Raw genomic sequence first — 26,639 nt, forward strand, 5'->3', positions numbered from 1 at the left:
CGCCAGGCGGGCGGACACATGGGTCCCGCCCCTACCGCAGAGCAGGTTGGTGATCTGGAACCGGATTGGGCGATTTCACTGACAGTTTCCTGTTGTCTGCGACAACCCCGGATTGCATCCGGGGCTACCCATGATCTGTATTTCGTGGTTCGGGATTTTCATCTGCGGGGGACTCGAGCATTTCTTTTAAAATGTGATGTGAGTCTGGTGAGGGAGCCTGGCTTTCAGCACTGTCGGACAAGCCGACAGATGGCACCCGGACAACTGATCCGATAGGTCAGAATTAAGAATTAATAAAGTTACCGGGTGCCACGGACCTGCTTGTCAGGCCGTGCCAAAGTGTAGAGGCAGACCGATTCTGAAAGGAACGTGGTAGAAGCAACCTCATGCTTACTGCATTCGGACCTCCCCCTGCTTCAGGAGCGAGAACTGGTTTTTCGGGCACCCGTGGGCAAGCCAACTGTGCCACCAGGGCATTTGCTTTTTTGTTTTTTTACTACCACGATAAGTACGAAAAGACACGAACTTTTCATGTGGCCTTTTAGAACAGGTAACGAGTGAGAGTGATGGATCGTTTTGATAATTATTTTCTTGATGAATGTTGCCAGTGGGCGGACTCCAGGATCACGTTGTTTTCCTTGATCGAGGAAAAATCTTATGCAGGGGCGTGGCAGAGTCAAGGGGGGATGAACAGAATCGGGTGGCGATACAGGTTGACAGAGGTCCGATCTGCTGCGACGCCGGGGCGGTTCTGTGGTCATGCTCTGCGATGTGTGGCGACCCGCAGGCATACATTGGGAACCGGTGTTATTATGCGAACTGCTAATCTGGAAAAAACCGACTGTTTTACGGTGAAGTTCCAGAACAACTGTCGCGTGTTTCAGTGCACTGTAAACTGGGCACGCGCGCGACTCAGATCAGCGTTTATCGCCTTTGGCGCGGCGGAGTCAAGTCGAAAATGAGCAGGAGACAGATCAGAGTTTTCACCAGATGTCCGAACAACACCAGTTTCAGCCTGCATTGGGTGGCTGCTGTTCACTGAAAACCAGCAGATAATTGACAATCCCTGTTTGATCGCTGATGATAAACCATACAATATCGTTTGATTCGTTCCACTGAGTTCTATTTGTAAAGAGTCTTTTCCATGCATCGATTGATCCCAGCGCTCACCATACTGATTCTCCTGCTTCTCTGCTTCGGCCCCACGGTACAGGCTGCTGACCAGCGACCGAATATTCTGTGGATCATCGCCGAAGACATGGGCCCGGAACTGGGCTGTTACGGAACGCCGGAAGTCAAAACGCCAACACTGGATCGACTGGCAAACAATGGCATGCTGTTCAAGAATGCCTTCACAGTGACACCAGTCTGCTCGACCAGTCGTTCGTCGTTCATGACAGGCATGTATGCGATGTCCATCGATGCTCAGAACCATCGTTCCCACCGGGATGGTACCAATCCTCTGCCTGCAGGCGTGCGAGTCATCACTGACTGGTTCCGTCCCGCCGGCTATACGACGGCGAATATTAAAAATCTGACGAACGACAAAAAGCTGGCGAAGTTTTATAAGGGGACAGGCAAGACCGACTGGAACTTCACGTACCCCAAAGGGAAACAGCCGTTCGACCTCAAGGACTGGGACGAACTGAAACAGCATCAGCCGTTCTATGCCCAGATCAATTTTTCAGAGACCCATCGCGGCGGTGCCTGGAATGTGTCTCACGAACACATCGACTACCAGGCGGACCCTGCGAAAGTGGAGATTCCCCCTTACTATCCCGATCATGCCGTCACGCGCGGGATCTGGGCTCAGTATCTGAATGCGGTGATGGCGGTGGATAAAAAAGTCGCCTTCATCATGGACTTACTGAAGCGGGACAAACTCGACAAGAATACGATTGTGGTTTTTCTGGGCGATCATGGCCGGGCAATGCCCCGCGGCAAACAGTGGCCTTACGACAGCGGCCTGCATATTCCGCTGATCATTTACTGGCCTGAAGGAAATTCAGATTTACCCGTTCCCGCACATTACGAGCGCGGTCAAAAAAGTGAGCAGCTCATTTCGTCCATCGATTTGAGTGCCACCTCTTTAGCGGTCGCCGGCATCACCAAGCCGGAAAAAATGCAGGGGCAGGTCTTCCTGGGTGCACAGGCAGAGCCGCCACGCGAATATCTGTTTGGCGGACGGGATCGAGGCGATGAAACGGTGTTCCATATTCGTACGGTGCGGGATAAACAATATCGCTACCTGCGAAACAAGTACCCCGAACGGCCCTTCCTGCAGATCAATCGCTACAAGGAAAAGTCGTATCCGATCATTGGCCTCTTAAGAGACTTACACAGTAGAGGCGAACTGACCGGACCGCCTTTGAAACTGATGGCAGAGACGCGACCCGAAGAAGAGTTGTATGATTTAAAACAGGATCCCTGGGAAACCAATAACCTGGCCGACTCCCCTGACTACCAGAAAGTCAAGCAGCGACTGGCGTCAGCGTTGAATAGCTGGATGGAGGAAATCGACGACAAAGGCCGCATTCCGGAAGACCCTGCGATCCCCCAATTCTGGGACGAACGGGCCATTCGCGTGTATTCAGAAAACCTGAAGAACCGACCGAAAGACTGGTTCCTGAAAGACGCAGCACTGGGACCTTATAAGGTTGAAAGTAAGAAAGACGAGTAGACGGGACTAATGCTCTTCGGCTAATGGTAAACTCCTTGCGGTCGATAGAATGGATTCCAGATCCCATTCTGCAACCTCACCCGCATCTGCTTGATCAAAGCCGATTTGCAATTCCCGACGTAACTCAGCGTCCACCCATTGCCTGAAATTTTCCTGAGGGATTAAGAGATAAGTCTTTTGCGTCTGATCATCCTCAATTTTGAGAGGCCGATCCGGCTGCTGGTTCAATGCCTGTCGCATTTCTTCAGTGATTTTGGGAGCCATTTACGAATCTCATGCTAAAAGCAGAATCGATTTTAAAAGTTTATGAACCCAGAATACCCGTCCATTCCCGTTCTCCCTGAATTATATCACCGAGTATCACCGTAAGCTATAAAGATCTTTTTCCTGCTGAATTTGAATCGAAATCAGGATACTTACGAAACAATCGTGCATAAAAAAACCTCAACCGGCATGATACGCTGGCTGAGGTTTTTTGTTTTTCACTCGTCAATCTGCAAACGCGACTTACGCGTAGGTCAGATAACCTTTTGATTCGAGGAAGGCGACGACTTCGTCTGCGAGGTCATCAATGCCTTTGCCATCGGAATCCAGAACCAGTTCTGCTTTTTCTGGTTCTTCGTAAGGAGCATCGATACCGGTGAAACCTTTGATCTCGCCGGCACGGGCTTTCTTGTAGAGTCCTTTGGGATCGCGGCCTTCGCAGGTTTCCAGAGACGCTTTCACGTAGACTTCGATGAATTCGCCATCACCCATAATTTCACGAACCTGATCGCGGTCTTCCCGGTAAGGAGAAATGAAGGCGGTCATCACCAGAATTCCGGCGTCGGTGTAGAGTTTGGAAACTTCACCGATGCGGCGGATGTTTTCGGTACGGTCTTCGGGAGAGAAGCCGAGGTTCTTGTTCAGGCCCATGCGGATGTTGTCGCCATCCAGAACAAACGTATGCTTGCCCATTTCGAAGAGTTTGTGATCGACAGTATTGGCGATCGTACTTTTGCCGGATCCACTGAGACCGGTAAACCACAGGACAGCGCCTTTGTGTCCATTCTGTTTGCAGCGTTCGTCTTTGGTTACACGGTGATCATGCCAGGTCACGTTAGTGGCTTTTTGCTCGGCCATCGAGGAATTTCTCCTTACTCATTAAAAAATATCTGTGGAAACGAAATCTATCTTTAAGCCGAAACAGAGGCAGATTCATACGTCTCTGTGGCTGTTCGGATTCAAATCTCCGGGAGGATACCGGGGCGTTCCGGGGAATGCACATGGGTTCCAGCAGTGAAAACCGGGCTGGAATCGGGTATCCTGAATGCATATTTGCACGATCCTAGAGAAACTGCACTCTTGATGGAAGCCCACTGATTGGGATTTTCTATGAACATTCTCGTTCCGGGCTACTGGAACTGCGGTTTTTTAGCTGTTAGAGTACGCGCAGGGGATATTTTGCGGGGAGAAATCATTCACCCTCTGGTGAACCGCCCTCTGCCAATTCATTCCCGGCTGGTGATGGATCATACACATAAACTGTTAATACCATACACATTACGCATTAAACCATCGAATTCAGAAACACAGGAACCATGTCCGACAAGGTCTTAAAACTCGGTATTCCCGCGGGAAGTTTACAGGAATCGACGGCTGAACTCTTCAAACGGGCCGGCTATGTCATCAAATTTTCATCCCGTTCCTATTACCCGACAATCGACGACGACGAAATCGAGTGCCTGCTGATCCGGGCACAGGAGATGGCCCGCTATGTCGATCAGGGAATCCTGGATGCAGGGATCACCGGTTACGACTGGATTCTGGAAACCAACGCCGACGTAGAGGAAATCTGTGAACTGCAGTTCTCTAAAGTCAGCCGCCGTCCGGTCCGCTGGGTTCTCTGTGTGCCGGAAGATTCCCCCATCCAGTCGGTCAAAGACCTCGAAGGTAAACGCATCGCCACCGAAGTCGTTGGCATGACGGAACGCTACCTTGAAAAGCATGGCGTCAAAGCCAGCGTGGAATTTTCCTGGGGAGCGACAGAAGTCAAACCTCCCAAACTGGCGGATGCAATTGTCGAAGTCACCGAAACCGGTTCTTCACTGCGGGCTAATAACCTGCGGATTGTCGAAGAGCTGATGCAGAGCACGACCCGGTTCATCGCCAACAAACAGGCCTACGCTGATCCCTGGAAACGCGAGAAGCTGGAAAACATCGCGATGATGCTGGAATCGTGTCTGGCTGCGGAAGGCAAAGTCTGTGTGATGATGAACGTCGTCCGCACCGATCTGGAAGAAGTGCTCAACCTGCTTCCCGCATTACAGAAGCCGACCGTTTCTTCCCTCTCCGATCCGGACTGGGTTGCCATCAGTACGATCATGGAAGAATCGGTGGTCCGCACGATTGTTCCCAAACTGAAAGCAGCGGGCGCATGTGGCATCGTGGAATACCAGATTTCCAAAATCATCGACTGACGCTCGCTGGTTAAGACAGTCAACCGTCCGCTTTCTTCGCTGGATTGAAATGGATGAAGATCAGTGTCTTAAAACTCGGAGGCAGCCTGTTCGATCTCCCCGATCTGAAAGACAGGCTCTCTGAGTTTCTGGCACAGTTACAAGATCGCAAACCGCTGTTGATCTGCGGAGGAGGCAGAGCCGCCGATCTGGTACGCCACTGGGATACCATTCACCAACTGGATGCTACCGAGTCACACTGGCTGGCGATTGCCGCGATGAAGTTGAATGAACGACTTGTGTGCGAGTTACTGCCAGGCGCCTGTATTGTCTGTAATCAGAACGACGCGGAGCAGGCGTGGCTGCAGAATCGGACTCCGATCCTGTGTGCAGAACAGTATCTGCAACGGACAGACTCGAATGAGTTCTCCCCCCTGCCTGCTTCCTGGGATGTGACCAGCGACTCCATCTCTGCCTGGGTCACGTTAACCTGGCCCGCAGAAGAACTGATTCTGCTGAAGTCGATCGATCTTCCCGCTGATACTACGATCGCGACACTGTCTGCTGCAGAAGCCGTTGATGCATACTTCCCTTCGCTCGCAAATCAGCTGCCCGCCTTACGCTGGTACAATCTGCGAACAGATCAACTGCCGGTCGCGGCAACCACCGTAATCAGTGGCAACAGTTTCCAGAGTACAAACGCCACAGGACCGGCGTAAAGCGGACTGTCCAGAAGATCGAGCAGGCCGCCAAACCCGGGCAGGAGTTCCGCGGAATCTTTTTTCCCGACATCCCGTTTGATGAGCGATTCACACAGGTCCCCCACCAGTCCGACCAGACCAATGATGGCACCAAACAGGATCGCCCAGAACCAGCTGCTGCCGGACCAGAGTGGATTAAACAGAGCGGGCGTGAATTGAAACCAGAGCAGTGATCCCAACGCTGCACCAAAAATCGCACCGAAGCCTCCCACCCAGGTTTTCCCCGGGCTCAATCGCGGGACCAGTTTTTTCTTCCCCCATAACCGACCGAACGTGTACCCGCCAATGTCTCCCATCTTGGCGCTGATGATCAGCGAACCCAACGCCAGGTAACCGGTCTCGGGACCTGCTACCCAGCGCAGTTCCGCCAGCATTGCCAGCAGGAATCCCAGGTAGGCGACGGAGAGAATTTCCGCCCCGATGGTTTCCATACTCTCTCCCGGTTCCTGAAAGCGAATCGCGCCTTTCAGAAAGATCAGCAGAATCGAAATGGAAAAGCCGACCGACATCAGTGCCAGTGAAATCTTCTGCGCGCTGACTGCCTCAGAGTCACCGAAATAGGGCAGCCACGCCAGCGAACAGATTAATAATGAAAGCAGACTGGTGATAGCGTAACCGGGTTTCAGATTGCGGACCGTCAAGAGTTGCGTGAGCTCCCAGCAGCCGCGAAAAATAATCAGACAACACAAACCATACAGATAAGGAGCAGAAGTTCCCGCGCGCTGATCCAGATAAAACAGACCGAACAGGAGTGGAATCAGGATCACAGAAACGAGTAACCGCCAGCCCAGCATGCTGCGTTTATCCTTTCAACCCACCAAAGCGGCGGTCGCGGGCGGCAAAGTCGCGCAGTGCCTGCCAGTAATCGGTTACTTTGAAGTCAGGCCAGTAGGTATCAGTCACCCACAGTTCGGCATAGCTGATCTGCCATAACAGAAAATTACTGACGCGCATTTCACCTGCAGTGCGGATCACAAGATCAGGGTCGGGCATACCCGCGGTATAAAGATGCGAGGAGATCACTTCTTCATTGATCTCTTCCCGCTTCAAATTTCCCTGCTCAACTTCAGCAACGATCGATTTGACGGCGTCCACAATTTCAGATCGACTGCCGTAGTTCAAAGCCAGACAGAGCTGCATCCCGGTATTGTCCTGACTTTCGCGAATCGTTTTATCAACTTCCACCAGAACATCGCGGGGCAGATCGTCGCGTCGACCGATGGTCGTGAAGCGGATATTCTGCCGCATAATCTCTTCACGTTCACCGATGACGAACTTTTTCAAGAGCTGCATCAGCAGATTGAGTTCCAGCGCCGGTCGTTTCCAGTTTTCACTGCTGAGGCAGTACAGCGTAAGTTGTTCGATCCCCAGTCGAGTCGATTCTTCTACAACGGTGCGCACACTGTTTACCCCCTGGCGATGCCCCTCGATGCGGGGAAACCCCCTTCGAGAAGCCCAGCGGCCATTACCATCCATGATGATCGCAATGTGACGTGGCAGTTGCTGAGATTCCAGCCCCAGTGACTCCCCATCCTGTTCCGATATGGCGGGCACAATAAGCCTCACAGTGATTGCTAGATAATTGGACTGACAGTTCCGTAGGCTGGCGGCTGACTTCACAACCAGCAGTGACAGAATCAGACACTGACACGCCTATTGTGAGAAATTTCAGCTCAAACGCCAAGGCTGCGCGGCTGGAAAGCACAGCTTCTTGCTAGAAAGAAAGCGAATCTGACATTCACTGGACACGCTCCATCGTGAGCTCTGGTCAGATAGTCACTTAACAGAGTGGTTCAACCACTGATTTCCATAGACTCTAATTCTTCTGAGTGATCCAGATACACCGTTTCCTCCCAATAGGCAGGTTCCGCTCCTGGAGTTTCAATGGACAGTTTGACGCGATCCTCGCACACTTCAAGTACTTTAACAATTGTATGTTCCCCAATGAGGATACTCTCATTCGCAACACGAGAGATAATATGCATTCGCTCGCCTCAAAGAAATTTCAGAATTGAATCTGTGAATTGTGAATAGTTATTGTGAAGGACATTCTGACGAACTCGAATCAGAAGGACAAGCTGAAAGTTATCAAAAAATGAAACGATTTTTAATGACGTTTCTTTTCTCTGAATCTCACTTGACAAAATTCATTTCATCATATCTGACAAATGAGTTACGTGATTCTTTCGCTCATTAATCACGAGTGAGACTCAATCCCGTATCATTTTTCATCCGTCATTCTGACGCAGAAAGTTTGTTCTTATTTTGCAATGAACTTCATTAAAACATCACAAATAAAACGCTTCATTTTTTTCCTTCAGCACGTTTACGTCGAAAGAATTCCTGAAGAATCGCGCGGCACTCTTCCTGCATCACACCGCTGATGACCGTACTCTGATGATTCAGCCGGACATCGTTTGTAATCTGAAACAGCGAGTGACATGCGCCCGCTTTTTCATCGCGGGTCCCATAAATGACCAGGGGTAATCGTGACTGAATAATCGCGCCGGCACACATGGGACAGGGCTCAAGAGTCACATACAGCACACAGTCACTCAGTCGCCAGGTTCCCAGTGATTCCGCTGCCTGCGTGATGGCAATCATTTCCGCATGTGCTGTGGGATCGCTCAACATTTCACGCTGATTATGCGCCGCAGCGATGATTCGATCCTGATAAACAATCACGGCACCGACGGGGACTTCATCTTCTTCAAATGCGGCGCGAGCTTCATCATAGGCATATCGCATCCAGCGCGTGTGCAGCTGCAGCAGATCCCGGTCGCCGGGAGAGATTTCGGAGTCATCGGGTCGATCAATCATGCCATTACATCTCATATCAGAATAAGGAAGGTCCATCCTGCACAACATAATCCAGAACCGTATGGAAATAAAGTCGCTTCCATCAGGTTCCAGCTTGAAACCTGCTATGACTTTTTTCCCTGAAGAAATCTTTCTTCGAATACTGGCTGTCCGTTTGTGATCCAATAGTAAACTTGCTTAAAATAGTAACAAGAACTTACATCCTCGATTTTCTCCCCTGCTCTACAACAAGGTGACGACACATGCGTGGAACTCTGATCTGTCTTTCTACACTGCTGGTTCTGGGTTATCTGCTGTACTCTTCTGATGACAGTCAATCACAAATCAGTCCCGCGCCAGTCCAGCCTGCAGTCGTAACAACTGTCAAATCTTTTGGAGCCACCGGTGACGGCAAGACAGATGACTCAGCTGCATTCCAGCGGGCCGTCGATTCCAAAATCGGCCAGATCACCTTCCCCAAAGGCGTCTACCGCATCACCAAAACGATTAACATCGACCTGGATCAACTGGGACCAACCTCACTCAGTTCGGATGGTACGGCCACCATTATCATGGCGGGGGCCGGTCCTGCGTTTCGATTCATTGGCACACATGAGGGAACCGCCAGTCCGGATACCGTCAAAGAAAACGTCTGGCTCAATCAGCGTTCGCCGCTGGTCGATGGACTGGAAATTGTCGGCGATCATCCGGAGTCCTGTGGCGTGGAAGCGACCGGCACCATGCAGATCACACTCACACGCCTGACGATCCGCCGCACTCTGCATGCGATTCACTTTGTGAAACGCAACCGGAATGTCATCGTTTCGAACTGTCATCTTTACGAGAACCGCGGCGCTGGCGTCTATTACGATCACGTCAGTATTCATCAGTCGAATATCGTTGGCTGTCATATTTCTTATAACGCAGGTGGTGGTGTGGTTGTCGACAAAGGGGATATCCGCAACATTCATATCGGCACCTGTGATATTGAAGGCAACATGGGTGGCAAAGATTCACCGCCGGCAGCAAACGTACTCATCGACTCTGAAGGAGCAATGGTCGGGGAAATCGCCATCGTGGGTTGTACGATTCAGCACGACCACTATGCCCCCGGATCGGCGAACATTCGCATCAACGAAAATGCCTGGATCCGCCCGCATTCTGACGAACACCGGGACGGTAATATCACCATCGCCGACAACGTGCTTTCCGATGTGCAGACCAATATCGAAATCACGAGTGCCCGTGGCGTCACCGTCACCGGAAACACGATGTGGAAAGGTTACACCCATAACATCCGCGTCCATGACTGCAACAACATTCTGATTTCCAACAATGTACTCGATCGCAATCCCCGCTATCACTACAAAGATGGTGCCACGGCTCAGGTCGGTATGTTGTTGACCAACTGCGATGGAATCACCCTTAGCGGCAATCACATTAATGGCACAGGTGATGTAACAGCGGCGCTGGAAATTCGTGATTCCCGACGAATGAATATTACCGGCTGTACAATCCTCGATTACTCCACCACGGGACTCCTGTTGAAAAACGTGACCGACAGCCGCGTTTCAGATTGTCTGATTCGCACCGATCTGCCAGGCAGCGAAGATGCTCAAGCCGTCCAGATCATCGGCGGCAAGGATAATCAAATCGTGAACAACCTTTATAAAAAGTAATCTGTAAATAGAGTCTCAAGTTCACTAGCCGCGCCCTCTTCGTCGCATCAAAATAAGATGTTGTGTCCGATCTGAATCAGCTTGACTCAGGTTCGGGTACTGCCATGAAAATCGGTCCCGCTAAAGAATGATCAGGTGAGATTTCTACTGGAAATTCTCCGGTCATTCCTGTTATTTATTTCGTCGCTCGAGGAGTCTGTTTATGTCCCATCTGTCACGCCGCAACTTCCTGAAAAAATCGGTCTTCAGTGGTCTCTTTATGGGCCTCACCGCAAAGAGCTATCGCTCCACCTTTGCGGCTGTCCCACCCAGCGAACGCGTGCGGATCGGCATGATCGGCGTCGGCAACCAGGGTGGCCCGCGGAACAATATGAAGTACTTCCTTAACAACATCGAAGCACTTTGTGATCTCGACCAGAACTACCTGTCAGAAGCAGACGCCTATCTGAAGAAGAACGCCAACAAGTCGGCCATGAAGACCGACGATTATCGCCGACTGCTCGATTCCAAAGACCTCGACGCTGTCGTTGTCACCGTTCCCGACCAGTGGCACGCCAAGATGACCGTCGAAGCCTGCCGCGCCGGCAAAGATGTCTATTGTGAAAAACCGCTGACACTCGTGGTGGATGAAGGCCCCGTGATGATCGACGAGGCGCGGAGACACAAACGAGTCGTTCAGACCGGAACCATGCAGCGCAGCGGCAAGGAATTCAAACTGGCCGTCGACCTGGTCCAGTCCGGTCTGCTGGGTAAGATTCACACCGTGAACGTCACCCTGCCCGGCCCTAACTGGATTGCGAGAGCCGGCAAACCGGTTCCCGACAGTGCGCCGCCACAGGGTTTTGACTTTGACCGCTGGCTGGGACCGGCACCAGAGCGTCCCTACAACAAAAATCGTGTGCACTACCTGTTCCGCTTCTTCTGGGATTACAGCGGCGGTCAGCAGACCAACTTTGGTGCCCACCATCTGGACATCGCTCAGTGGGGACTCGGCATGGATGAAAGCGGTCCCGTGAGTGCAGAAGGATCGGCGACCTTCAATCCGGATGGCTGGTACGAAACTCCCGATACCACCAACATCAAATACACGTATGACAACGGTGTCGTGATGAACTGCCGCCAGGTTCCCGGCACTCCGAGTAAAAAACAGGGAACGGAATTTGTCGGCGAAAAGGGAAGCCTGTTCGTCTATCGCGGCGGCATCATTGCAAATCCGCCTGAGCTGTTGAAAGAAGTCGATGTGCCCAAGATTGTGAACCGTGATGCGAACATCGCGCACGTCAACAATTTCATTGAGTGTATCAAGACCCGCGAAAAGCCAGCCGCTGACATCAGCATCGGACATCGTTCCGCCACAGTCTGTCACCTCGGTAATATCGCGGTCCGAACCGGCAAGAAGATCCAGTGGGATCCGAAACAGGAAACCATCGTGGGTGATGCAGACGCCGCCAAATGGCTCTCGAAGGAATACCGTAAACCTTACGAACTGGTGTAAGACGGTTCGTTCGTGCCATACAGCTCGCGAGTGACGCCATAAAGACATCGAGTGGCACCGTTGGCTCGTCCAACGGTGATCGCTCTGTCCCTTCACTTCCTCAGAGAAATTTCACACCAGCCTGAATTTATTAACTTTCTTCAGTAGCGACTCGATTTTGATTCTGCTTACAATGAGGGAAACGTTCCTCCTGTTTCCCCAACTGATCATGATCGAGTTTTCCCATGAAGATGCGCTTCCTGCTTTGCCATGCTGTCACACTTTGTGTCCTGGTTCTTACCACAACAAACATCCAGGCGGCAGAGACGCCCCAGGTGAAAGTCGGTTTCGCCGAACGTGACATCACGCCCGAGATCGGCATGGAGCAGCCAGGCGGTTACGGGAAATCGTTTCATCGTTCGTTTCACGATCCCTGTAAGGTGCGGGCCGCAGTATTCGACAACGGCAAGAACGTGGTTGCGGTCGTCAGCCTGGACGCATTATTTATTCGGCGGGTCACCGTGGATGAAATCCGCCAGCGGGTCGAAGCCAAATGCAAGATTCCCGCGAATTCGATCCTGCTGCACGCAACACACTCACACTCTTCGGGCCCAATGGGTATGATCCTGCCCGGCGAATACGACCACGCTTCGAAACTCGTGCAGGAACTGGCGTATGAGAAATCATCGACGGCTGACACCGCCTACCTGGAAACAGTCGTCGATCAGAGCGTGGAAGCGATCTGCGAAGCGTATCAGAAACGGAGTGCATCAGAATGTGGAGCGGGAGTGGGGATTGAAGAACAGGTGGCCTTCAACCGCCGGTTCTTCATGCGGAACGGTTTGACCTTTACGCATCCGCGGCCCGGTAATCCGGACATTGTGAAACCAGCCGGCCCCGTCGATCCGGAAGTCGGCGTGATCGGCGTCTGGGATGAACAGGGACAACTCAAAGGATGTATCGTGAACTTCGTGTGTCACGCCACAACCAACCCGGGCGGAATCTCAGCCAACTACATCTATTATGTGGAACAGGTGATTCGCGGCGTCTTCGGGAAAGATGTCACGCTCGTCTTCCTGGCAGGTGCTTCGGGCGATGTGACGCAGGTCGATAACCTTTCCAAATATCAGCGGCGTCCCAGTGAAGAGTCGGCCCGGTTTGTGGGGGGCCGGATTGGGGCCGAGGTCGTCAAGGTGCTGTTCTCGATGCCGCGTGGGAACTTTGAAACCATCGCCAGTAAAACCAAAATGCTGAAGATTCCCCGACGCAAACCGAGCAGCGAACATCTGGAAGAAGCGTTAGAACGCGTCAAAGCAGGCCCGGGTAAAGCAGGTGCCACCAACTGGATCTTTGCCAAAGAGACACTCTTACTGGAAGCCCGTCTGGAAAAAGAGCCCGTGGCTGACGTCGAAGTGCAAGCCGTCCAGTTAGGACCTGTGATCCTGTTAACCGATCCTGCGGAATTCTTCTGTCAACTCGGACTGGACATCAAAGCGGGCAGTCAGTTCCCGATCACCTTTCCGGTCTCACTGGCGAATGGCTGTGTCGGTTATGTCCCCACGAAAGAAGCATTCGACAAAAACGGAGGCGGCTACGAAACCCGTCTCTCCAGTTACAGTAACCTGGAAATCTCCGCCGGCCCGCAGATGGTCGACGCAGCAGTCGAACTTTCCAAACAGATGACTCCCGACAAACTGCCTGAGCGCCCTGCTGCTCCTGCGTTTAACAACAATCCATGGGAATATGGAAATCTGCCGCCCCAGGTGGATTGAAGGCTGCTTTGCTTTCGATGCTGAGGATTCACTTCTGTCTGAATAGAAAGAGCTTATCATGCCACGCATTCTTGGACTTATTTTGGGAATCATCGCGGGAGCTATTTTTAATATTGCAGTGATTATCCTCAACATGAAGGGCGGCGGTCCTGGCGGTCATGCTGCAGCCGGAATAACAGGTATGATTTGTGGAATATTCGGAGCTGGAATCGGTCTGACGATTGGTGGTTTATTTACCAGGAAAGACTGATCGGCGGGAAACGTTTTTGACTTATGAACAGAGAGTCAAAACTGGCGATCTCATTTTCAATCGATCTGTCTAGACTGTGTCCAGTTTTACTGAAGCGTCTCCAGATCCATTTGGACCGATTAGATTAGATTGCCAATCGCTATGGTTAAATGTGATGCGCTCTAGAAACTGATTCCGGAGTGCAACAGGAGCGTGTTGTCGAGCTTGATGTCAGTTACATTGTGGTTAAATTCAAACTTACGGCCAAATACGTAACCAACCTCTGTATTCAATCGGGTGCCCCTCGAACCAAAGGATCCCGGCTTTTGGGGAGGAGTTGCTTCCCACCCCAATCCAAAGCGAAACTCGCGATAGTTGAGACGCTCTCCCAGTCCGTTCGCGCGACGGTAAGCCCATCTGCCTCCAGAGAAACCACCGCCGACATAGACCCAATGCTGACGTGACTCTGATTCGGATAAGAGCAGAGAGATTCTTGGATTAGGCAGCATTAAATCGACCTTGAGCGAAGGTCGCGGCTGCCAGATCGCCCCCAGGACAGGCAGGACCGGTACATCATTTTGACCGGTGGCGAGTGCCCCAAAGGCAAAATTCCAGGTCTCATTAGGACGATACATGGCAAACATGCCGCCTCGTATCTGCCAGGCTGTACTGCTGGTATTATTCATATCCGACGCAAAGACACCACTGAGCATATAACGAGCCATCCACTTTTCATTGATCGGACGCATCCATGACATCCCCAACGAAAATTCATTCAGACTCTGAGGTAAATCCAGTGCAGCAGGGGCATCGATCTGCGTGAATGTATAACCGAAATTGATAAACGGAGGAGGCGGCCCGAATATCGGGTAGACGGGTATTTTCATTGACAGGTCATAAGAACTGATTCCCACACCATTCACTTCAGGTTCCCATTCGGCTGAGCTGTCAAACCGCGGCTTCATGAGTGATTTGAAATCAAGTGGTCGCTCCGGAACGGACGTATCATCGCTCTCAGTATCAAACGATTCTTCCGCCGGAGGATTGACCTGATCCAGGGGCAGGCCATCTTCCACCCGTAAGCTGCGATCAACAGGCAAAAAACCAGCCAATACAGTTTCCGATGGTTCTGAAAGGAAAACATGACCTGACGGTTCCGGTTGTGCGTACAGTTTCAACTGGCTACCAGGAAAATATCCGATCAGAAAGAATACCAAAAAGAGCCGTAGCGATAACATCTGTCGTCCGTGACATCAGTATTAGTCGAGAGGAGCACACAATAAGAAGGGAAGGTTCATTCTGCATGAATGATCGAGACTCAGCATGTTATAGTACAAGACAGAGTTTTGACCGATGAATTATTTCATTTTGTCAATTTTACAACAAATCGCTGGTTGTCTGGTGAAACAGAACCGCCTGAGAATGTGCTGCTTTGGCTTTTTACTACCAAGAAAAGCACGAAAGTAAAAGTGGGTGGTGTCAGTGTAATAAACCGAAGAGCGTTCTCAATTAGCCGCAGAGCGTTAGCTCCGGTTGTCTCCCGACCTGTAGAAACCACGTCTCAGCTGAACGGCTCATGAGAAAGACAGGGTGCCCCCGGATGTAATCCGGGGTTGTCGCAGACAACAGGAAACTGTAAGTGAAATCGCACATCCAGGTTCCAGGTCACCAACCTGCTCTGCGGTAGGGGCGGAACCCATGTGTCCGCCCGCCTGGCGAGGGACAAACCAGTTTCACCCCGGAATGGGAGCCGATCAAACATTTGAAATGAAATTTTCTACCACGAAAAGACACGAAACCACACGAAACGTTTATTCGCCGACATAGAGGAACTGGACGGCGTCGGCAATCACGTATTTTCCATCGGTGCCATCGTTCGTAATTTTCACCCAGCCTGATTTGCCTTTGTCGAAGCGGAAGGTTCCCAGGGTGCGGAACAGTTTGTTGTGTTCCGGTATCTGCTGCTGGTTGATGCGGATCGTTTTATCTCCGTCGGCGTGGTGAATCGTCACGGGAGTGTTAGTCGATCTACGGATGTTGTAGCAGTGTGAAAGTCGGACTTCGTAGCGGCCGGGCTGCGGGAGATCGGGGGTGAAGATCACCGCTTTCTCCCCCTTCCCTTTTTTCTGATCGTGCAGATAGCCGAGCCCGACGTAAGGGGGCGTGTGTGTGGAATACTGCCAGACGCCGATGAGCCTGGCCTGGGTTTCATCGACGACGATGCCTTTCAGTTTTGTGGGATCGGGCACGATAAAGGGAACGAGTTCGGGCTTATCGACTTCGCCGGGAGCGTGCGTGTTGGCGACCGCATCGGGGTGGGGTTTGAGTTGAGGAGTGGGTTCGCTGGATTGGATCTGTTCTGCTGGAATAGTTACGAGTGTCAGCAGAACGGAAAAACAGAACGTGGATTTCATGTGACGTATTTCCTGTCAGCGAGAGAGCCTGGGTGTCTGGTCAATAAGATCAATATTGTCATACTTACCGACAGACAGGTAGTGTGTCTATTATAGTTTTGAGTATTCTGCTCAGGAAAACAACCTCACCGTCAGCGTTATTCATCGCGGCGAATGCCGTGCGACTGATCTTGCCTGCGAGCATTGACCACCCGATGATTCCAGTGATCATGATTTTTGGCGGGGGTTGATGACGAGCCTGATCCGGTGGGGTTTTTCTGAATCTGCTGAACTACGGGTCTTTGAAGGATAATACTCACGTCCGGAGATACAGCCTCCGCGCAGGACCAGAATTTTTACTGAGACCCGCGACAACCAGTTAAAGAGTCCAAAACTGGAGGCCGGTTCTGCTTTCTTTTCCTGTTCCAACTGCTCCCTGCTCCATTTTGCTTTACGGGGACCTGCTGGATCTTTGAAGTCATCATCGCGCTGGAAGTAGTCGTAGGCATAATAATCTGAGCAATATTCCCAGTGTTTGCCCACCATCTGATCCACCTTCAGTTTGTCTGCTGCCGCTAATTGCGCAGCGACTTCCCATTGTGCTTCAGTGGGCAGATCAACTCCTTTCCACTCAGCATAAGTGACCGCATTGTCGAAGGAAGCACGATCATAGGGAGCTGGCCCTCGTTGCGGATGATTCAGTTGAGTAGCAACCGCCTCTTTTACTCTGGTGATGGTCTGTTTCTGCCGGGCTGTAAGCCTGATAGCCTGAATCATTTCTTCCAGTGTTGGCTCTTTTTCCTCTTCAACGTTTTCACTGTTCAAGGGCATGTTCAGGAACTCTTGAAAGTCGTCATCAAAAGCGCGTGTCAACTCCGGATTCAGATCCAGCATGCCTCCCCACAAGCCTTGCTCCCCTTCGAAAGTCATCATAAAGTCCAGCAATCGAAATTTGGCCTGTAGTTCGTCTGGAAACTGCTGCGTCTGTGCGTATTCCTCTGTTTTAAGCCAATCCCCCTGCTGCAGACTTTTCCACAATTCCGGCCCCAACTGAGAGCGTGTCACACATGTTTCAGAAATGTAATAGGGGCTCAGTTGTACCTGGATTTTTTTTGAATCCCAAACCTGATCGGAGCCGATGGTGTAAGTGCCTGCGGGAACCAGCGCGTACCACATTCCTGAAGAAGGATTCTGCACCCGGTTCGGTAAGCCGTCTGTTTGACCTGCCTCAGTATCGACTTTGACGGGTACAGGAAACCGACTGCGCAACGAATCCGACTGCGGTTCTTCAGCAGAAAGCTGTCGCGTCCCGAAGGAAATAAGACAGATCACGAAAACCAATAAGCGGAGTTCATTTCTGTTGACCGGTTTCATTACTCCTGCTTTCTCCCGATGGCCTGGACGACAGCCCCGACGCCGGTATGATTGGAACCTTCGATGATTTCGCGTTCCAGTTCTTCCAGATGGCTGAATGCCACTCCGGGAACTTCTTCGAGCAGTAGCGCTTTTGACATCATCGATTCTACATCAGGAGGCCCTCCCGTGCCATGCTTTAACTGTCGAGGTGTGTAGGCTTCCAGCAGAAAGACACCCCCTGTTTTCAGAGCTGTAGCGATTTTGCCGTGGATCCGTTTCCGGATCTCCTGAGGAACATGACAGAAGATGGAAACAATGCCATCCCACTGATTTTCGCCAGGTTCGAACGTTGCCAGATCGGCGTGGACGATTTCGATGGAGGTCTGATGTTTCTCAGCCAGCCGCAGTGCTTTCTGCAACCCGACTTCAGAAGCATCCACGGCGGTCACCTGGCATCCCTGCCGGGCCAGAAAGACGGCATTGCGTCCCTCTCCTTCCGCCAGACAGAGAATCCGCCCCTGGGGTAAGCAGTCCACATGCTCCTGCAAAAAGGTGTTGGGCTCTTCGCCATAGATATAGTGCGCAGCGCGGTATTTCTCATCCCACATTGTTTCTCTCCTGTTTTCAGACCGGGAATCCGCTGCAATCATAACACGAAACCAGTGCCGGCCCATCGGAGAAAAATCGGGGCATACTGAAAGTAAAGAAATTCAGTGCAGAAAGGGATCGACGCGCAGCAAATAAATGAGTGGTCTCACCAGACAGTTCGAAAACTGACAACAGAAACGTCAGATCTTTTGCAGCACTGCACGAATCAGGCAGTCGGCATCAGGACCTGTGGTTCCGGTTTCGCTTCAGGAGTCTCTTCGGCCAGAACGGTTTCGCAGAAGAACTTCAGGAGCTGTTTGAAGTCTTCGTTCTTGACACTTTCGGCCAGTTCCTCAGCGCGGGCCCGTGATTTATCGACCAGGGCTTCGGCTTTGGTGAAGACGTCGCAATCCTGATAGATCTTGCGCAACCGTCCGATGCGGGCCCCATCGCTGGGATGTCCCTGCAGAATGTCCTTGAGGTCGGCCTTCTGCTGATCGTCGGCAGTCTGGAGTGCCAGCGCCAACAACAGCGTTGGCCGCATCGCCAGGGCATCCTGACCGGAGATCAACTTGTTGTTGTCATCACCCTGCCAGTCTTTGAGGTCATTCAGAATCTGGAAACCAACGCCAATGTGCCGCGAGAAGGAGGAAATCAATTCTTCATACTCGCCAACCGAACCGGTCATACGAATGCCCGCGTAAAGGGCCGCTTCGAATGCTGGTGAAGTTTTGAGTGCATAGATCTGCAACGCGTCGAGCGGTGCCAGTTCGAAAGTCTCGCTTTCCTGCCAGGCCATCTCGGCCCCCTGCCCTTCGCAGAGTCTGATATGAGCGGCGGACATTTTTTCGATCAGGTCGGAGGCGGCTTCGGCACCGATGTCGGCCCGGGCTTCATTCAGCAGGCGGTATCCGATGCCAATCAGGTAGTCACCGATGTTGATGGCCATGCCGGTCCCATGCTGACGATGCAGCGTTTCACGACCGTAGCGGTACTGGTCGTCGTCTTCGATGTCATCATGAATCAGCGAAGCCTTGTGGAAGACTTCGATGGCCATCGCAGCTTTCTGCACGCCCAGCGGATACGTTGTCTCTGCGGTTTCATCAGACTGTCCTCCTTTGAGGAGGGCATCATAAGCAGACAGTGTAATAAACGGACGGAACCGTTTTCCGCCATGCTTGAGCCAGTCGTAGGAGATGGCTTCGGTCTTGCCCAGTGGTGTCCGGGCGGCAGCTTCCGTTTTGGTACGCAGTGGAGGCAGAATCTGATCGAAGTTGTCTTCAAACAGCGCATTCGCGGCCCGCATCGTGGGCAGATAGCTGCGCGTCAGCGGCTGTTCCAGTGGCTCATATTTTTCGAGGACTTCCCAGATCCAGGGTTCGTCCATTTTGGTATTTTTGCAGTCGCCTGAATGCAGGGGCACCGCATAGGATGGTACGCCGGCGATGAGGACTTTATCGATCGACTTTTCCAGCACGTTCAGACAGGCGACACCCAGGATGCCGTCCACGTAACCGCCGACGATGATTTTGAGAACGACCGGTGAACCTTCGGCGACGAGCACTTTGTAACCCAGTTGTTCGGCTCTGACTTTGTAGTCGGCAATCGAACAGGCACCGCATTTTTCACAGTCGAGACCGAACTCATCGTATTCCGCGGGACAGCCTTCGGCGTGCTTCAGGCAGTGTGGTAACAGCAGGAGTCGACGTTCGAATGGGATTGCCAGGAACTGTCGTTTCCAGAAAAAGTTCCCGATCAGAACCATCATGAAGCCCAGAAACTTTTCGGGCTGATTCATCTGCTCCAGCAATTCGCGCGACCAGGCTTCCAGCGTTGATTTATTGAAGGGATTGGAACAGTCGAGTTTCTTGACGAACTTTTCTGCTTCGGCCTTCATTTCTTCGCGCAGCGCAGAGGTTTCCGGTACCGCTTTCAGATGGCTGGTACTCTGGCGTTTTCTTTTGACCGGTTTTTTGTCTTCGGAAGAGCGTACGGCAGCTTTGTTGGAGCCGGGTACAATTTTATCTTCAGAACTTTCCTGGTCTAAAGGTGCAATGGACACGGAACACTCCTCTATGGTTAATAACTCAATCGAGCGATTGTAGAAGGATTGAATTCAAATTGGTTTGGAAACAGGAGGGATCTACTTTTCCTTAACGCTCATTATAGGGTAATCCTCCTCCTCAAGCGACAATCTTAAATTGTCATCCGCAGATTTTTTCAAAACGGTTTCCGCACGATGCAGGGCGGAAACAGTAAAGATAATTGGATAAAGTTGTTCGAAATACCAGAGTTTGGCGAAGTAAAAGCCAATCGGCGTTGGTTCTGTATAGGTCCCGTTCTCGACCCGTTCCAGCAACCAGTTGATTCCACCAGCAACCACCGGCTCTGCAGGTTCCAACCCCAGCGCCAGTAACGTATCGACAGCCAGTGCAGTCTCTTCCACGCTGGACGGCGCACTGGATGCCCCGCCCCAGCCTCCATCGAGATTCTGAACGGATTTCAGAAACAGGATGCCCAGTTCTGCCTGGTGGGAAGCACGTTCTTCGCCGCTGACATAGGCAGCCAGAACCCGTGCCGTCCCGTAAACCGGATTTTCATCATTCTCGACATGCTGATTGCCGAACCAGAGCGGGAGCCAGGAACCATCAGCACGTTGAACTGTCGCCAGATACTGAAATCCGCGTCTGACAGCCCGTTCCGCCCGCAGACGTAATTCAGTGTCTGCGGTCAGGGGTTCTGTCTGGAGCCAGGCCTGCAGGGCGCGAATCACATGCGCCGAAATATCCGCGGCACTCTGATCGAAAGGAAGTGCGCCCCAGCCGCGACAGAACGTCGGCCAGCCTCCATTGCTGTTTTGCAGATCAAGCAGCCAGCGAACACCATTTCGCAGCGCTGTCTCACAATCTTCTGATTGTTGTGCATCGGGTTCTTCCGGCTGAAGTTTCAATAATGCCAGGATGGCACCGGGGGTATCATCAGCATCGGGAACACCACCGGGCAGATCGGTCCAGGCCCAGCCTCCCGGTTCTGCCGAAGTATAGGGATGCAGTTCTTTGTATTGCTGTTCCAGCAGCCATTCGCGAATCGGTGTTTTCTCAAATTCGGAGAGAGTCCCCTCTATGGCATTCACCGAGAGTGTCGTTGTCCAGGTGGCGAGGTTGGTATCGATGGGCCAGCTGCCATCGGGTCGGACGGAGTCGAGCAGAAACTGCAGCCCTTTCTGTACGACCGGGTGGTCGATCAATCCCATGCCGGCCAGGCTCATGGTCACAAAACTGGTCAACGGTGCCGCTTCGAGAAAACCGCCGTTCGAGGGTTGGATAGAGATCAGTTTCTTCAGGCTGCGTTTGACGGCCAGATTACGAATGAGCCTTGTGATCGGGTTGCGCGGCTTGCGGAAGTGGTGCCGAACCTGTCCGATGGCAATCAGTGCGGGCAACGCATAGCTGACAACCGGTAGCCGCACTGTCTTATAAAATCGCGCCGGCAGACAGGAGAGTTCGAAGGGCAGCGCAGGAATCGTCTTCCATTTAACCAGACCGGCGAGAGCACAATGCGTGAGTATGGGAACCGAGAACGTTTTGTCTTTTCCGTAACGGGCAATGACCGCTTCCACACCACCGACCCGGTCAATGTACTGCCGGGCATTGACGACACTTGAAACATATTTTTCCGTACTTTTTGTCGCGTGGAAGGCGGCATGACAGAGCATCGTCGTCGAGATATTGCTGATACTTTTGACGGTGTCTCCCCAGCCGCCATCGGAATTCTGATGTTCGGCCAGCCAGCGGATCCCATTGTCGATGTATTCATTGAGAGATGAATCTGCTGCAGGTCTTTTCCGGCGAATCATCTCCAGCGCCATGATGGCGGTCGCTGTCGAGAGTGCAGAAGTAGAAAGTTCTCCCGTCCAGTATCCGGCATGAGTGCGAAACGAGAGTAATTCCGCGCGTGATCTCTGGCAGGCTGCCTGAACTCGCTGGCAGGAGATGGTCTCGCTCATACAGGTCTCTATGATACGGGGTCAGAAGATTGTTTGGCGCTTATAAATCGAGGGCATCAAGACTGTCGATCAGGTCGTCCAGTTCATCGCTGGTCTCTTTCGATATCTTTGTACGTTGGGGAATGCCAACTGTCATCCCGACGGCATCGCGACCGTCGGCGACAAGTTCAACATCTCTTTCTCTGGCAGCCATCTCGAGCGCATCGGGGGCACCAAAAAGTTTGGAAAGATCAATTTTCAGGCCGGCGACTTCACCATCAGCGCCAGCGATACCCGGGGTTTTGTGCCCCGGAAAGATAATGGCGTTCTCAGGACAGACACGGCTGCAGGCCGGGCAGCCTTTTTTGCAGCTGTCCTGTTCTTCCACCAGAATCTGTCCCCCCTGGTCCACGCCGTAAACGCCGAACAGGCAGAAGTCGATGCACTCCATGCAGTTGGTACACAAGCCATAATCGATGACCGGATACCAGCGACGTTTGGTCGGCTCCAGTTGTGGTGCTTCTTCTTCAGCGACAGAGTTGGTTTTCTGCCCCTGCAGAATGTCCAGTGGTTTGAGATATTTTTCGATCTGGGCAGGACGCGGGCTCTGCTGGATCATATCCATCAGTTGAAAAGTCTGGACCTGTGCATCACTGGCGATTCGCCTGATTTCCGTCAGGTAATCTTCCGGGTTGGAACTGACTTTCAAATCGATGGAGTAGATTTTGCGATCGGGAATCGTTTTCTGCCGCTCGGGATTTTCGAAGGGGGGCGCTTTTTCTTTCTGTGCTTCCTCTTCGTCTTCGTCGACTTCTTCTTTCAGCAGGACGATGCCTTCTTTACCGCGGACTCCCTGACGATCCAGAATCCAGTGGTTCGCACGGGGATAGAGCCAGGAAAGGACCACCAGGTCACCCCGCAGGGCCTGTAGAAACAATGTTCCCGTATGGTCGGCAGAGAGATCGTACAGATGGGGAACCAGAGACACTTCGACATCCGGTTCCATCAGGAGTGCTGCTGCCAGGGATTCTTCCAGCTCACGTTTGGCGGGATTTTTTCCCTGAGCCTGCGAGATCACCACGGTCAATTTTTTATCAGCCATTCCGAAAACCTTTTTCAACATGAAACTGCAGCAACAGTCTGCTGAACCGTTTTAGTTGAGTTGTCCCTTAATAATCCGCTGGGTCTGTTCCCAGCCATCATCTAATACTTGCAGATATTCCGCCGGCGTCAACCACTGTGCCTCAGACTCCATTTCAAACAGCCAGCCTTTATCGTAGTTATCCGCCTGATTGATGGCGGAAGGGTCGTTTAACAGTTCCTCATTAAATTCCAGAATCCTGCCACTGGCGGGAACATAGAGATCGGAAAGCGCTTTCGAGCTTTCGATCTCCCCAATCTTCTGCTTTTCCTGCACATTCGTAAACGGATCGATAAACCAGTCCAGAAAATAGACATCCTGCAGCAACCGAACCGAATAGGCAGTAAAGCCCACGCGCCAGTGGTTCTCAGTCTGCTGTAACCACAGGTGTGACTTACTATAAACACGGTCCTGGGGAATTCGGGCTTCGAAATTCCCCATCATAAAGACTAGATCGTCAGGCATGATTCAATTTGCTGGGGGTCAGTTTGTTCTAAACCCAAGGTGAAACGGGAGTTCGTCCCGAGATTCAGATAAGGCAGGAATTTTCGCAATATACACTACTTAAATAGTAGAAACAGTTTATTCACGGGATGCAAGCAGGATTCCGCAATGAATAGCGGGATCAAATAATTTTCTGTCTCGGCCCCCGCAGACTCAGCACTGAACAGCAGTTGGGATGGTTCCCGCTCAGGAAAACTCGCTTCACTGAAACGACCACCCAAGGCCCCTCTATCATAGGCGGATACCATTACTTTTCCCCGCCGGAATCATGACTTTCCGACACTTCCCCGCAAACAATCCCCGCAAAGTGGATAAACCGGTATAGTAATAGTACCTACCTCTACTTTGCATTCCAGCACATTTTATCAATCATCCGGGGCGGTCTGATTGAGAAGACAGCTTGAGATTCACTTATTTTATAGATCAAACTCAACATATTTTGTTTGACAGCCAGCAATTCAGTTGTACCATATTGTACGTACCTTTCCACATCAATCTCGATTCAGGGATACTTTAAGTTGTTATCTGCCAGTGAATTACTCGAGACAACAGCATTGACGGACGACCGGGATTCCAACTCGTCCCGGGCAAAATACGAACGTATTCAGGATCACCTCAAGAAGCAGATTCTTGAAGGCACCCTGCCTCCCGGAACAGCACTGCCGTCTGAACAACAACTGGCAACGCTGTTTGAGAGTGCGCGCAGTACCATTCGACAGGCGATGGGGATGCTTGAACGGGAAGGACTGGTCTCCCGCGTCCAGGGCAAAGGAACTTTCGTGCATGAAAATGCGCGACAGAGGCTGGCAATCGGCCTGGACATCCTGGCGCTGGTAATCCCCGAAGTCTTCTCGGGCTACTACCCTTCCCTGCAGCATAGCTTTGAAGAATCCGCCAGTCAGTCGCAGAACCAGATGCTCGTCTGCTGCACACGCAACAACATTGACAAACAGGGGAATGCGATTCTGCAACTGATCGACAATCAGGTGGGAGGCGTTGCGATCGTGCCTGCCAGCACGCCTCCCACTCCCGCTTATCAGATTCGCCAGTTACAGAAAGCGGGAATTCCCGTGGTCCTGTGCCACCGCCCGGTTGAGGGAATCACAGCTCCTCTGCTGGGACTGCCGTTCCAACATATCGGCGGACTGGCGGGCGAAGCTTTGGTCAAACAGGGACATCGACGCGTCTCCTTCTTCGCGCCCCACTGCACACAGACAACCGACCTCTACCTCGAAGGGTTCCGTAAGTCACTGGCCAATATCGATTGTGAACTGGCAGAAGATCACTGCTACTTCGGTACCGACGGGGCCATTGATATGCAGGAACTGGACAGCGAAATCGAAGAGGCGCTGAAACGAATTTTAAATCAACCCGATCGGCCGACGGCCATCTTCACCAGTTTTGATTCGATGGCAGAACGCATTTACCTGCACCTGACAAGAATGGGACTGCGGATGCCGGACGACATCTCCCTGATCGGGGTAGGCGATCAGATCCGACACAGTGTGCTGCAACAGCAGATCGCTTCGGTCACCGTTAACGAAACCCAACTGGGCCACCGCGCGGTGAAACTGTTGAACCAGATGCGCAGCGGCGAACTCCCGATTGAAACATCCGAAACCAGTATCATGCCTGCGGAAATTTATACAGGCATGACACTGGGACCGGTACCTGAAAATATAAAACCTCCACACTCATGAATGCGGAAACTGAAAGCAACGTCTTTTTAATGATGATTGAAAATCCATTTTGTTCAATTACTGTCAGGCTTTGGTACGTCTGATTTCGCGCCACTCCCCGGGCGGGCCTGTGCAGTCACTTTAAACTGTTTGAGAGGGACCAAAGATGAAACATTCCATCTTTAAGAATCGCGGATTCACGCTCATCGAACTCCTGGTTGTGATCGCCATTATTGCGATCCTGATCGCCCTGCTGTTACCTGCTGTGCAACAGGCCCGGGAAGCCGCCCGCCGGAGCCAGTGCAAAAACAATCTAAAACAGCTGGGGCTGGCCACTCACAACTACCACGACACCCACAATGTCTTTCCCATCAGTCACGGCGATACCGGAAATTCGTTTGGCTGGCGTGCCTTGATCTTACCTTACGTGGATCAATCCCCCCTGTATAACAAAATCAATTTCAGCGGAAACATTGTTGACGCCGGTAACCTGGAAATTGCGCAGACTCCCCTGGGTCTGTACCGCTGCCCCAGTGATCCGACGCCGAGCAATGTGAGCGATGGAAATCAGGTCTGGTCGAACTGGTGTTTTCCCGCCTCCTGCCCTGCTTCTTCGCGACTCAACATTGCTGTCACCACCTACAAAGGTGTGGACGGTCGCGCGTACGATCAGACTCTGGCTGCTTCCCCCATGCCTCATGGCATGTTTGACCGCCGCATGGGCCTGCAGGCCAGTGGAGGCGGGAACAGTCTGATTACTCCCAACCGAACCATGAAGATGCGCGATGTCCTTGATGGAACCTCCAACGTATTGTTTGCAGGTGAGAATTCCCCCGGTTTTCATGCCTGGTCCTCCTGGGCTGCCTGGCATTCTCCCATGACGACCGCGTACCCGATCAATCACCCGTTTGCCGTCTGGGGCAACGCACAGACGCGCATCAGTTCCGGCGCGCACGGCTGGATCGATGGTTTCGCCGCCTCCAGCTATCACGAAGGGGGTGCCCATTTTCTGCTGGTGGATGGCAGCGTGCACTTCTTCAGCGAGAATATGGACTTTCTTACCTACCAGCAGCTGGGAAACCCGCAGGATGGCCTGCCCGTTGGTGGTTTCACTTACTAAGTGACTACGAAAATTCACATTTCAAGATGGTCCGGAATTCT

At 52.0% G+C, this 26,639-nt stretch carries 23 protein-coding genes; 9 read left to right on the forward strand and 14 right to left on the reverse strand.

Annotated features, from left to right (window positions below):
* Window positions 1-1,144 precede the first annotated feature (1,144 nt).
* Window positions 1,145-2,680 carry a sulfatase gene (locus ACN0YN_RS14190; RefSeq protein ID WP_417385673.1) on the forward strand — a complete coding sequence of 512 codons (1,536 nt, stop codon included), beginning with the start codon at window positions 1,145-1,147 and terminating at the stop codon, window positions 2,678-2,680.
* Window positions 2,681-2,686: 6 nt separating this feature from the next.
* Here ACN0YN_RS14190 and ACN0YN_RS14195 read toward each other — a convergent pair whose 3' ends face one another.
* Window positions 2,687-2,944 (reverse strand): hypothetical protein, encoded by a 258-nt coding sequence (locus ACN0YN_RS14195; RefSeq protein ID WP_417385674.1) that lies wholly within the window; start codon window positions 2,942-2,944, stop codon window positions 2,687-2,689.
* A gap of 243 nt (window positions 2,945-3,187) precedes the next feature.
* The gene (gene cysC / locus ACN0YN_RS14200; RefSeq protein WP_154900872.1) at window positions 3,188-3,802 is read right to left on the reverse strand and encodes an adenylyl-sulfate kinase; all 615 of its coding nucleotides are present in this window, start codon (window positions 3,800-3,802) and stop codon (window positions 3,188-3,190) included.
* A gap of 458 nt (window positions 3,803-4,260) precedes the next feature.
* Between cysC and hisG the strand changes: the two genes are divergently transcribed.
* Both hisG and ACN0YN_RS14210 read left to right on the forward strand, forming a co-directional pair.
* Window positions 4,261-5,139 carry an ATP phosphoribosyltransferase gene (gene hisG / locus ACN0YN_RS14205; protein ID WP_417385675.1) on the forward strand — a complete coding sequence of 293 codons (879 nt, stop codon included), beginning with the start codon at window positions 4,261-4,263 and terminating at the stop codon, window positions 5,137-5,139.
* Window positions 5,140-5,192: 53 nt separating this feature from the next.
* Window positions 5,193-5,837: a hypothetical protein gene (locus tag ACN0YN_RS14210; RefSeq protein WP_417385676.1), complete on the forward strand. Its 645-nt coding sequence runs from the start codon at window positions 5,193-5,195 to the stop codon at window positions 5,835-5,837.
* Here ACN0YN_RS14210 and ACN0YN_RS14215 read toward each other — a convergent pair.
* From ACN0YN_RS14215 to tadA, 4 genes are all read right to left on the reverse strand, one after another.
* Entirely contained in the window at window positions 5,762-6,673 is a 912-nt protein-coding gene (locus tag ACN0YN_RS14215; protein WP_417385677.1) for a phosphatidate cytidylyltransferase, read from the reverse strand. The genes ACN0YN_RS14210 and ACN0YN_RS14215 overlap by 76 nt on opposite strands.
* 7 nt (window positions 6,674-6,680) lie before the next feature.
* The gene (locus tag ACN0YN_RS14220; protein WP_417385678.1) at window positions 6,681-7,433 is read right to left on the reverse strand and encodes an isoprenyl transferase; all 753 of its coding nucleotides are present in this window, start codon (window positions 7,431-7,433) and stop codon (window positions 6,681-6,683) included.
* 239 nt (window positions 7,434-7,672) lie between these two features.
* Window positions 7,673-7,864, reverse strand: coding sequence for a carbon storage regulator (locus ACN0YN_RS14225; protein ID WP_417385679.1), 192 nt, complete (start codon window positions 7,862-7,864; stop codon window positions 7,673-7,675).
* A 319-nt stretch (window positions 7,865-8,183) separates the two neighbouring features.
* Entirely contained in the window at window positions 8,184-8,699 is a 516-nt protein-coding gene (gene tadA / locus ACN0YN_RS14230) for a tRNA adenosine(34) deaminase TadA (RefSeq protein ID WP_417385680.1), read from the reverse strand.
* 242 nt (window positions 8,700-8,941) lie between these two features.
* Here tadA and ACN0YN_RS14235 point away from each other — a divergent pair, with 242 nt between their 5' ends.
* The 4 genes from ACN0YN_RS14235 to ACN0YN_RS14250 all read left to right on the forward strand — a co-directional run bounded on the left by ACN0YN_RS14235 (window position 8,942) and on the right by ACN0YN_RS14250 (window position 13,853).
* Window positions 8,942-10,357, forward strand: a complete 1,416-nt coding sequence (locus ACN0YN_RS14235) for a right-handed parallel beta-helix repeat-containing protein (RefSeq protein ID WP_417385681.1) — start codon at window positions 8,942-8,944, stop codon at window positions 10,355-10,357.
* A gap of 202 nt (window positions 10,358-10,559) precedes the next feature.
* The gene (locus ACN0YN_RS14240) at window positions 10,560-11,852 is read left to right on the forward strand and encodes a Gfo/Idh/MocA family protein (RefSeq protein ID WP_417385682.1); all 1,293 of its coding nucleotides are present in this window, start codon (window positions 10,560-10,562) and stop codon (window positions 11,850-11,852) included.
* Between the two features lie 224 nt (window positions 11,853-12,076).
* Entirely contained in the window at window positions 12,077-13,603 is a 1,527-nt protein-coding gene (locus ACN0YN_RS14245) for a hypothetical protein (protein WP_417385683.1), read from the forward strand.
* Between the two features lie 58 nt (window positions 13,604-13,661).
* Window positions 13,662-13,853: a hypothetical protein gene (locus ACN0YN_RS14250; RefSeq protein WP_417385684.1), complete on the forward strand. Its 192-nt coding sequence runs from the start codon at window positions 13,662-13,664 to the stop codon at window positions 13,851-13,853.
* 161 nt (window positions 13,854-14,014) lie between these two features.
* On the opposite strand, the gene ACN0YN_RS14255 is transcribed toward ACN0YN_RS14250, so the two are convergent.
* From ACN0YN_RS14255 to ACN0YN_RS14290, 8 genes are all read right to left on the reverse strand, one after another.
* Entirely contained in the window at window positions 14,015-14,944 is a 930-nt protein-coding gene (locus ACN0YN_RS14255; RefSeq protein WP_417385685.1) for a DUF6268 family outer membrane beta-barrel protein, read from the reverse strand.
* Window positions 14,945-15,643: 699 nt separating this feature from the next.
* Complete coding sequence (locus ACN0YN_RS14260; protein WP_417385686.1) at window positions 15,644-16,246, reverse strand: xanthan lyase; 603 nt, start codon at window positions 16,244-16,246, stop codon at window positions 15,644-15,646.
* A 207-nt stretch (window positions 16,247-16,453) separates the two neighbouring features.
* Entirely contained in the window at window positions 16,454-17,599 is a 1,146-nt protein-coding gene (locus ACN0YN_RS14265; RefSeq protein WP_417385687.1) for an SUMF1/EgtB/PvdO family nonheme iron enzyme, read from the reverse strand.
* Window positions 17,599-18,189: an SAM-dependent methyltransferase gene (locus ACN0YN_RS14270; protein ID WP_417385688.1), complete on the reverse strand. Its 591-nt coding sequence runs from the start codon at window positions 18,187-18,189 to the stop codon at window positions 17,599-17,601. Before ACN0YN_RS14270 ends, ACN0YN_RS14265 begins: the two co-directional genes overlap by 1 nt.
* 206 nt (window positions 18,190-18,395) lie before the next feature.
* Window positions 18,396-20,231: a polyprenyl synthetase family protein gene (locus ACN0YN_RS14275; protein ID WP_417385689.1), complete on the reverse strand. Its 1,836-nt coding sequence runs from the start codon at window positions 20,229-20,231 to the stop codon at window positions 18,396-18,398.
* Between the two features lie 81 nt (window positions 20,232-20,312).
* A complete protein-coding gene (locus ACN0YN_RS14280; protein ID WP_417385690.1) occupies window positions 20,313-22,175 on the reverse strand; it encodes a prenyltransferase/squalene oxidase repeat-containing protein in 1,863 nt (620 codons plus the stop codon).
* Between the two features lie 40 nt (window positions 22,176-22,215).
* Window positions 22,216-23,256 (reverse strand): ATP-binding protein, encoded by a 1,041-nt coding sequence (locus tag ACN0YN_RS14285; protein WP_417385691.1) that lies wholly within the window; start codon window positions 23,254-23,256, stop codon window positions 22,216-22,218.
* A 51-nt stretch (window positions 23,257-23,307) separates the two neighbouring features.
* The gene (locus ACN0YN_RS14290) at window positions 23,308-23,760 is read right to left on the reverse strand and encodes a glycine cleavage system protein H (protein ID WP_417385692.1); all 453 of its coding nucleotides are present in this window, start codon (window positions 23,758-23,760) and stop codon (window positions 23,308-23,310) included.
* A 557-nt stretch (window positions 23,761-24,317) separates the two neighbouring features.
* Here ACN0YN_RS14290 and ACN0YN_RS14295 point away from each other — a divergent pair.
* A complete protein-coding gene (locus tag ACN0YN_RS14295) occupies window positions 24,318-25,499 on the forward strand; it encodes a GntR family transcriptional regulator (RefSeq protein WP_417385693.1) in 1,182 nt (393 codons plus the stop codon).
* Between the two features lie 145 nt (window positions 25,500-25,644).
* Window positions 25,645-26,598 carry a DUF1559 domain-containing protein gene (locus ACN0YN_RS14300; RefSeq protein ID WP_417385694.1) on the forward strand — a complete coding sequence of 318 codons (954 nt, stop codon included), beginning with the start codon at window positions 25,645-25,647 and terminating at the stop codon, window positions 26,596-26,598.
* Window positions 26,599-26,639: the final 41 nt, after the last annotated feature.

The organism is Gimesia sp. (genome assembly GCF_048260065.1).
Classification (GTDB): domain Bacteria; phylum Planctomycetota; class Planctomycetia; order Planctomycetales; family Planctomycetaceae; genus Gimesia.

Coding starts and splice junctions, on each gene's coding strand:
- hisG (WP_417385675.1), top strand. CDS start 4,261: ATGTCCGACAAGGTCTTAAAACTCGGTATTCCCGCGGGAAGTTTACAG.
- ACN0YN_RS14250 (WP_417385684.1), top strand. CDS start 13,662: ATGCCACGCATTCTTGGACTTATTTTGGGAATCATCGCGGGAGCTATT.
- ACN0YN_RS14245 (WP_417385683.1), top strand. CDS start 12,077: ATGAAGATGCGCTTCCTGCTTTGCCATGCTGTCACACTTTGTGTCCTG.
- ACN0YN_RS14265 (WP_417385687.1), bottom strand. CDS start 17,599: ATGAAACCGGTCAACAGAAATGAACTCCGCTTATTGGTTTTCGTGATC.
- ACN0YN_RS14195 (WP_417385674.1), bottom strand. CDS start 2,944: ATGGCTCCCAAAATCACTGAAGAAATGCGACAGGCATTGAACCAGCAG.
- ACN0YN_RS14190 (WP_417385673.1), top strand. CDS start 1,145: ATGCATCGATTGATCCCAGCGCTCACCATACTGATTCTCCTGCTTCTC.
- ACN0YN_RS14260 (WP_417385686.1), bottom strand. CDS start 16,246: ATGAAATCCACGTTCTGTTTTTCCGTTCTGCTGACACTCGTAACTATT.
- tadA (WP_417385680.1), bottom strand. CDS start 8,699: ATGATTGATCGACCCGATGACTCCGAAATCTCTCCCGGCGACCGGGAT.
- ACN0YN_RS14235 (WP_417385681.1), top strand. CDS start 8,942: ATGCGTGGAACTCTGATCTGTCTTTCTACACTGCTGGTTCTGGGTTAT.
- ACN0YN_RS14240 (WP_417385682.1), top strand. CDS start 10,560: ATGTCCCATCTGTCACGCCGCAACTTCCTGAAAAAATCGGTCTTCAGT.
- ACN0YN_RS14290 (WP_417385692.1), bottom strand. CDS start 23,760: ATGCCTGACGATCTAGTCTTTATGATGGGGAATTTCGAAGCCCGAATT.
- ACN0YN_RS14270 (WP_417385688.1), bottom strand. CDS start 18,189: ATGTGGGATGAGAAATACCGCGCTGCGCACTATATCTATGGCGAAGAG.
- ACN0YN_RS14215 (WP_417385677.1), bottom strand. CDS start 6,673: ATGCTGGGCTGGCGGTTACTCGTTTCTGTGATCCTGATTCCACTCCTG.
- ACN0YN_RS14285 (WP_417385691.1), bottom strand. CDS start 23,256: ATGGCTGATAAAAAATTGACCGTGGTGATCTCGCAGGCTCAGGGAAAA.
- ACN0YN_RS14225 (WP_417385679.1), bottom strand. CDS start 7,864: ATGCATATTATCTCTCGTGTTGCGAATGAGAGTATCCTCATTGGGGAA.
- ACN0YN_RS14210 (WP_417385676.1), top strand. CDS start 5,193: ATGAAGATCAGTGTCTTAAAACTCGGAGGCAGCCTGTTCGATCTCCCC.
- ACN0YN_RS14300 (WP_417385694.1), top strand. CDS start 25,645: ATGAAACATTCCATCTTTAAGAATCGCGGATTCACGCTCATCGAACTC.
- ACN0YN_RS14280 (WP_417385690.1), bottom strand. CDS start 22,175: ATGAGCGAGACCATCTCCTGCCAGCGAGTTCAGGCAGCCTGCCAGAGA.
- cysC (WP_154900872.1), bottom strand. CDS start 3,802: ATGGCCGAGCAAAAAGCCACTAACGTGACCTGGCATGATCACCGTGTA.